The sequence below is a fragment of the uncultured Nostoc sp. genome, assembly GCF_964245575.1.
In the GTDB taxonomy this organism is placed as follows: domain Bacteria; phylum Cyanobacteriota; class Cyanobacteriia; order Cyanobacteriales; family Nostocaceae; genus Nostoc.
Genome location: NZ_CAXTNP010000054.1, coordinates 1 through 5,345, shown reverse-complemented (window position 1 = coordinate 5,345; position 5,345 = coordinate 1). Strand labels below are relative to the sequence as shown.

The window sequence follows — 5,345 nt, the reverse complement described above, 5'->3', positions numbered from 1 at the left end:
ATACTCGTGAATGAGTCTTTGATACTCGCCGACGAGTCTTTGATACTCGTGAATGAGTCTTTGATACTCGCCGACGAGTCTTTGATACTCGTGAATGAGTCTTTGATACTCGCCGACGAGTCTTTGAACTCCACTTCTTTGCCCCCCTACTCTCTGCTCAACAACTGCTCCCTTGTTCTCCCTCTACTCTTCAAGTGCATCTAGTTGAAACAGGAGTAGTTCAATACCGTAATACTTGTTTGTCTGCCCCACTGGTTTCATACCCAATCGTTCCGTTACACGGATTGAAGCATGATTTTCTGGCTTCACTACGGCATAAATTACTGGCAAGTTCAAAACATTAAATCCGTAGTTGAGCATAACTTGTCCTGCTTCTGTTGCATACCCTTTACGCCAAGAAGCTTGCCTCAAGTGCCAGCCTACCTCATAATCTTGAGTAGGTAAACCATTGTTGTCGGGCAATTGTAACAGAAGGATAGTTCCTACAATTGTTGTAGTTTCCTTTTCGACAATTGCCCAAGATCCAGTACCATTGTTGCGTCGGTGCGAACGCTCGATGTTGTCAATCAAACGCTGACGCTGTGACTCAACACTTGTGACCAGAGAAGCTTTACCAAGAAAGTGCGTAACTTCAGGGTCATTATAAATTACAAACGCTTGTTCGGCATCGCGTTCGGGTATCCAACTGCGAATGATCAAGCGTTCGGTTTCCAAAAGATTTGTCATCTTGCTTTTGGCTAAAATAAATCGCCATTTTGCAAAATACTAAGATACTTATGGTTGAGCAGTCAAAAGTTTTGTAGACAATGACACAAGCAAAATATGGCGATCGCTATGCTATGGGCAGTTATCCATAAATTCAACTACTGTTGGTTATGCGATGCCTGCGGCGGTAAACTACGCAAATTCTGAATCTTTCCGCAGTTCTTCAGACCGGAACCCTAACACAATCTGATCCTTTGTGATACCTGCCTTTACGAATTCTGTTGCTACCCCCTCTTCAGTGCCATCACGTTGAATCCAAATTTTGCCATCAATAATATCAATGTGAATCAGGCAGCCGTGAACACGACGTGTTGCAGTTGGAGAGAGTTCTGGCACTGGTTCTCGACCAAGAATCATCACCAAATATCGATCCTGTTCTTTATCAAAAATAGTTTCATGCTGAATATCACCGTAAGAGTAAGGAATTTTTGTGTGTTCAGTAAGAATGCTGCAAATTATCTGTCTGTATTCTTCCAGAGTATCCATCGGACTATAACCTCCCGCTTTGGATTGAAAACGATGAGAGGAATTTTGTAATCTTCCAATATAAGTTTACCAAGCGGTTCTTCTTCAAAAATGTCAGTAAAAATATCCTCATGAACAGCAATATACAAAACCCTATCTGGATAATTGCGAGACATTACAGCAAGGTAAGTAAAGTACTGACCAATTGCCTGTTCGAGGTCTGCCACTTCCGATTCACCACTGAAAGTCTTGATTTCAACAGCAATTTTCTGCGTTCCTTTTTCTGCTATGAGTAACTTTTCGGCTGCCAAATCCACGTAAAGATCCTTTTTCCCCCACTTTAGATGAAAAGGATCGTCGGTAATCGTCCAGGCATCTTTGATCAGCGCATTCTTCAAGTTCTCGTGGTAGCGGTCTTTAGCTGGCATAAATTACTCGAATTACGAATTACGAATTACGTAGCTTGCTTCTCGCCGGAGGCGAGAATTACGAATTACGAATTACTACTTTCGACTTTTGCCACTTCCAGCATTGTCTTTAAAACCGAATCTGGATTCAAACTAATTGAATCAATTCCTTGTTCAACCAAAAACTGGGCAAATTCTGGATAGTCGCTGGGTGCTTGTCCACAAATGCCGATTTTGCGATCGCATTTTTTCGCCGCTTCTATGGCCATTTTTACCATTCGTTTCACAGCTAGACTGCGTTCATCAAACAATCTCGCTACCAACGCTGAATCTCTATCTATCCCCAATGTCAGTTGAGTTAAATCATTAGAACCAATCGAGAAGCCGTCAAATACCTCAGCAAATTCCTCAGCCAGAATAACATTACTGGGTAACTCGCACATCACATAAACCTGCAAGTCGTTAACACCTTGCTTTAAACCATTTTTTGCCATCTCTGCTAAAACCAACCGCCCTTCATCAGGAGTGCGACAAAAAGGAATCATCGGAATCACATTCGTCAAACCCATTTCTTCCCGTACCCGTTTAATGGCATGACATTCAAGGGCAAAAGCTTCTCTGTAGCCTTCATCATAGTAACGCGCCGCCCCCCGCCAACCCAGCATTGGGTTTTCTTCATGGGGTTCAAACTGTCGCCCACCTAACAAATTGGCATATTCATTGCTCTTGAAATCTGACATTCGCACAATCACTGCTTTGGGATAAAATGCCGCCGCAATTCTACCTATTCCTTGGGCTAATTTATCTACAAAATATTGGGGTTTATCGTCGTAAAGTGCAGTAATTTCAGCAATTTTAGCTTTGGCAAATTCATCTTTTAATAAATCATAGTGGATCAATGCCATTGGATGAATTTGAATTTGGTTAGCGATGATAAATTCTGTCCTTGCTAAACCTACCCCATCGTTAGGAATTGCTGATAAACTCAATGCTTCTTGGGGATTACCGACATTCATTAAAATTTGAGTGCGAGTCCGGGGTAAGTTCTCTAAAAGAACTTCTTCCACTTCAAAAGGTAATAAGCCTGCATAAACTTTTCCCTCTTCTCCTTCAGCGCAAGAAATTGTTACCTCTTGACCAGGTTTTAAGATTTCTGTAGCATTGCCGCATCCCACGATCGCAGGTACACCCAATTCTCGTGCAATGATTGCTGCATGGCATGTCCTACCACCAGAATTGGTGACAATTGCACTAGCGCGTTTCATAATTGGTTCCCAATCGGGGTCAGTTCTCTCTGTTACCAAAACTTCCCCGGCTTGGAACTGGTCGAGTTTCTGAACATCTAAAATTAGCCGTGTTTTCCCTTGACCAATAGCTTCTCCAATCGCACATCCCGTAACAAGAGGGATTGGGGATTGGGGAGAGACGCGATTAATCGCGTCTGTACTGGGAATTGGGGATTGGGAAGATTTTTCCCCAGTCCCCAATACCAACCGATAACTCCGCAAGACATTTCCCGTCTTCTGCGACTGCACGGTTTCGGGACGTGCTTGCACAATAAAAATTTGATTAGTAATTCCATCTTTTGCCCACTCGATATCCATTGGAGTGGAAATACCGTGGACTTGAGAATAATGGTCTTCAATTAAACACGCCCAAGATCCTAGTTGTAAAATCTCTTCATCACTCAGGGCAAATTTACTTCTTTCGCTGGGCGAAACAGACACATTTTTCGTAAATTTGGAGCCGTCATCATAAATCATTTTCAGTTCTTTACTGCCCAATTTTTTATCGATAATTGGGCGGAAGCCAGCTTTTAAAGTTGGTTTAAAAACATAATATTCATCGGGATTTACAGACCCCTGGACAACATTTTCGCCTAAACCATAGGCGGCTGTAATCAGTGCAGCATCCTTAAATCCGGTTTCTGTATCAATGGAGAACATCACCCCAGAGGTTGCTAAGTCAGAGCGCACCATTTTTTGCACACCCACAGCCAGAGCAATGCTAAAGTGATCAAATCCTTTGGTGTGGCGATATGAAATAGCGCGATCAGTAAATATGGAAGCAAAGCACTTGTGACAAGCTGCTAAAACTCCTTCCGCACCGACGACGTTGAGGTAAGTTTCCTGCTGTCCAGCAAAACTAGCATCGGGTAAGTCTTCGGCGGTGGCGCTGGAACGGACTGCAACATCTGTTTCTGCGTTGTATCGTTCACAAAGACTCTGGTATGCTGTAGCGATCGCCTCTCGCAATTCTACAGGAAATGGGGTGTGGATTAATAGCGATCGCGCTTTTTTCCCCCGTTCTCGTAAATTTTTGACATCCTCAACATCCAAGTCAGCAAAGAGTTGGCGTAGCTTTGCTTCTAATCCCGCCGATTCAATAAAATAACGATAAGCGTAAGCAGTGGTGGCGAATCCTGTGGGAACGTTAATACCTTTGGGCGTTAGCTGTTGAATCATTTCGCCCAGTGAGGCATTTTTACCACCAACTACGGGAATATCAGCAATACCAACTTCATCAAACCACAAAATGAGCGATCGCTCTTGGGAAGATTGAGATAATGTGCTTTTAGATACTGTAGTCATAATTACCTTTTAAGTTTATACTCAATTTGTAAGTGCGTAACCGCTAGTACCGCAAGGTGGAAGTCAGAAGTTAAAGGTCAAAAGTATTATGGAATAAGCTATGCAGGGATTTTTAATGGTTGCTCTATTTACTTTGTTCTGTACTAGTATATTTTTCCCATATTCAATTTTAGATATTGCAGCCAATGGCGTGATTTTGGATTGTGCAATTGAATGCCAAGCTATATTCCATAAATAACAATTATTCGGGATAATGGCTGTATTGTAATATTGGATGCAATATATAATGGCACAACTAGAACGACTTCTAAAAATGGCAGAAGATGAGTTAACTGAGTACAGCACTGATGCCCGCAAAATGGAAAAACTACGGCGCAAAATAGGTTTGTCAGTATCCGCAGCCGAACAGAGACAAGTCAAAGAGGCATTACTCGCTACTAAGCAATCTTCTAATATGATTACTCAAATTGTGGAAGAACAAAGACAAGCAGCAGCCTTACCATTTTGGGGAATTGCTGGATTGGGTTTATTATTCGGAATTTCTTTAAATCAACCCATAGGTTTGTTAGCAGCTATAGTTGGAACTGTATTAGCTTTTAGAATTCAGAAATGGGGTTGGCAATTGCAGGCAAGTCGTCTATTGTTACAAACATTGGAAGATATTGAAGCGCGTATTGCCCAACCGAATAAGTAACAAAACAGATCCACTTTATAGAGAAAATATCTCTATTGATTTATATTTTAATATACAAAATTATCGACTAGTCACTTAATTAATACCTCGTAAGTACTTAATAATTCCTTTGGAATCACCATAGCAAAAAAAATTAGATATTGGATTTTATTCAGGTATTTATTCAGATGGTTTGCGTGCAATGAATGCTACATGACCTTTTGACAGAAGGTATTGGCCATAACTACGCATTGTTTCAACTCTAAAGCCCAGGCGCTGGAGTTCACTTTCAACAGTTGTCGCTTTCTATAACCGTAGACAGTATACTTCGTCAGCCCGTCTATAGTGTTCCCCTACCTTGCGGAAGCTGGTAATTTGTCCCTTTTGAGACTATAAAAAAACTTCTCTAAGCAATAATACTGCCTAAATCACCGCTCAGTATTG

5 protein-coding genes are annotated in these 5,345 nt (G+C 41.6%); 1 reads left to right on the top strand and 4 read right to left on the bottom strand.

The annotated features are described in order from the left end of the window. Positions 1–183 precede the first annotated feature (183 nt). From ACFFAP_RS11160 to ppsA, 4 genes are all read right to left on the bottom strand, one after another. Positions 184–726: a GNAT family N-acetyltransferase gene (locus ACFFAP_RS11160; protein WP_375511279.1), complete on the bottom strand. Its 543-nt coding sequence runs from the start codon at positions 724–726 to the stop codon at positions 184–186. Positions 727–897: 171 nt separating this feature from the next. Further along, positions 898–1,251 (bottom strand): XisI protein, encoded by a 354-nt coding sequence (locus ACFFAP_RS11155; protein WP_375511278.1) that lies wholly within the window; start codon positions 1,249–1,251, stop codon positions 898–900. Beyond that, on the bottom strand, positions 1,221–1,658 hold the full coding sequence (locus ACFFAP_RS11150; RefSeq protein WP_375511277.1) for an element excision factor XisH family protein: 438 nt from the start codon (positions 1,656–1,658) through the stop codon (positions 1,221–1,223). Before ACFFAP_RS11150 ends, ACFFAP_RS11155 begins: the two co-directional genes overlap by 31 nt. A gap of 65 nt (positions 1,659–1,723) precedes the next feature. Further along, positions 1,724–4,228: a phosphoenolpyruvate synthase gene (gene ppsA, locus ACFFAP_RS11145; protein ID WP_375511276.1), complete on the bottom strand. Its 2,505-nt coding sequence runs from the start codon at positions 4,226–4,228 to the stop codon at positions 1,724–1,726. Positions 4,229–4,514: 286 nt separating this feature from the next. Between ppsA and ACFFAP_RS11140 the strand changes: the two genes are divergently transcribed. Next, positions 4,515–4,922, top strand: a complete 408-nt coding sequence (locus ACFFAP_RS11140; RefSeq protein WP_375511275.1) for a hypothetical protein — start codon at positions 4,515–4,517, stop codon at positions 4,920–4,922. Positions 4,923–5,345 lie beyond the last annotated feature (423 nt).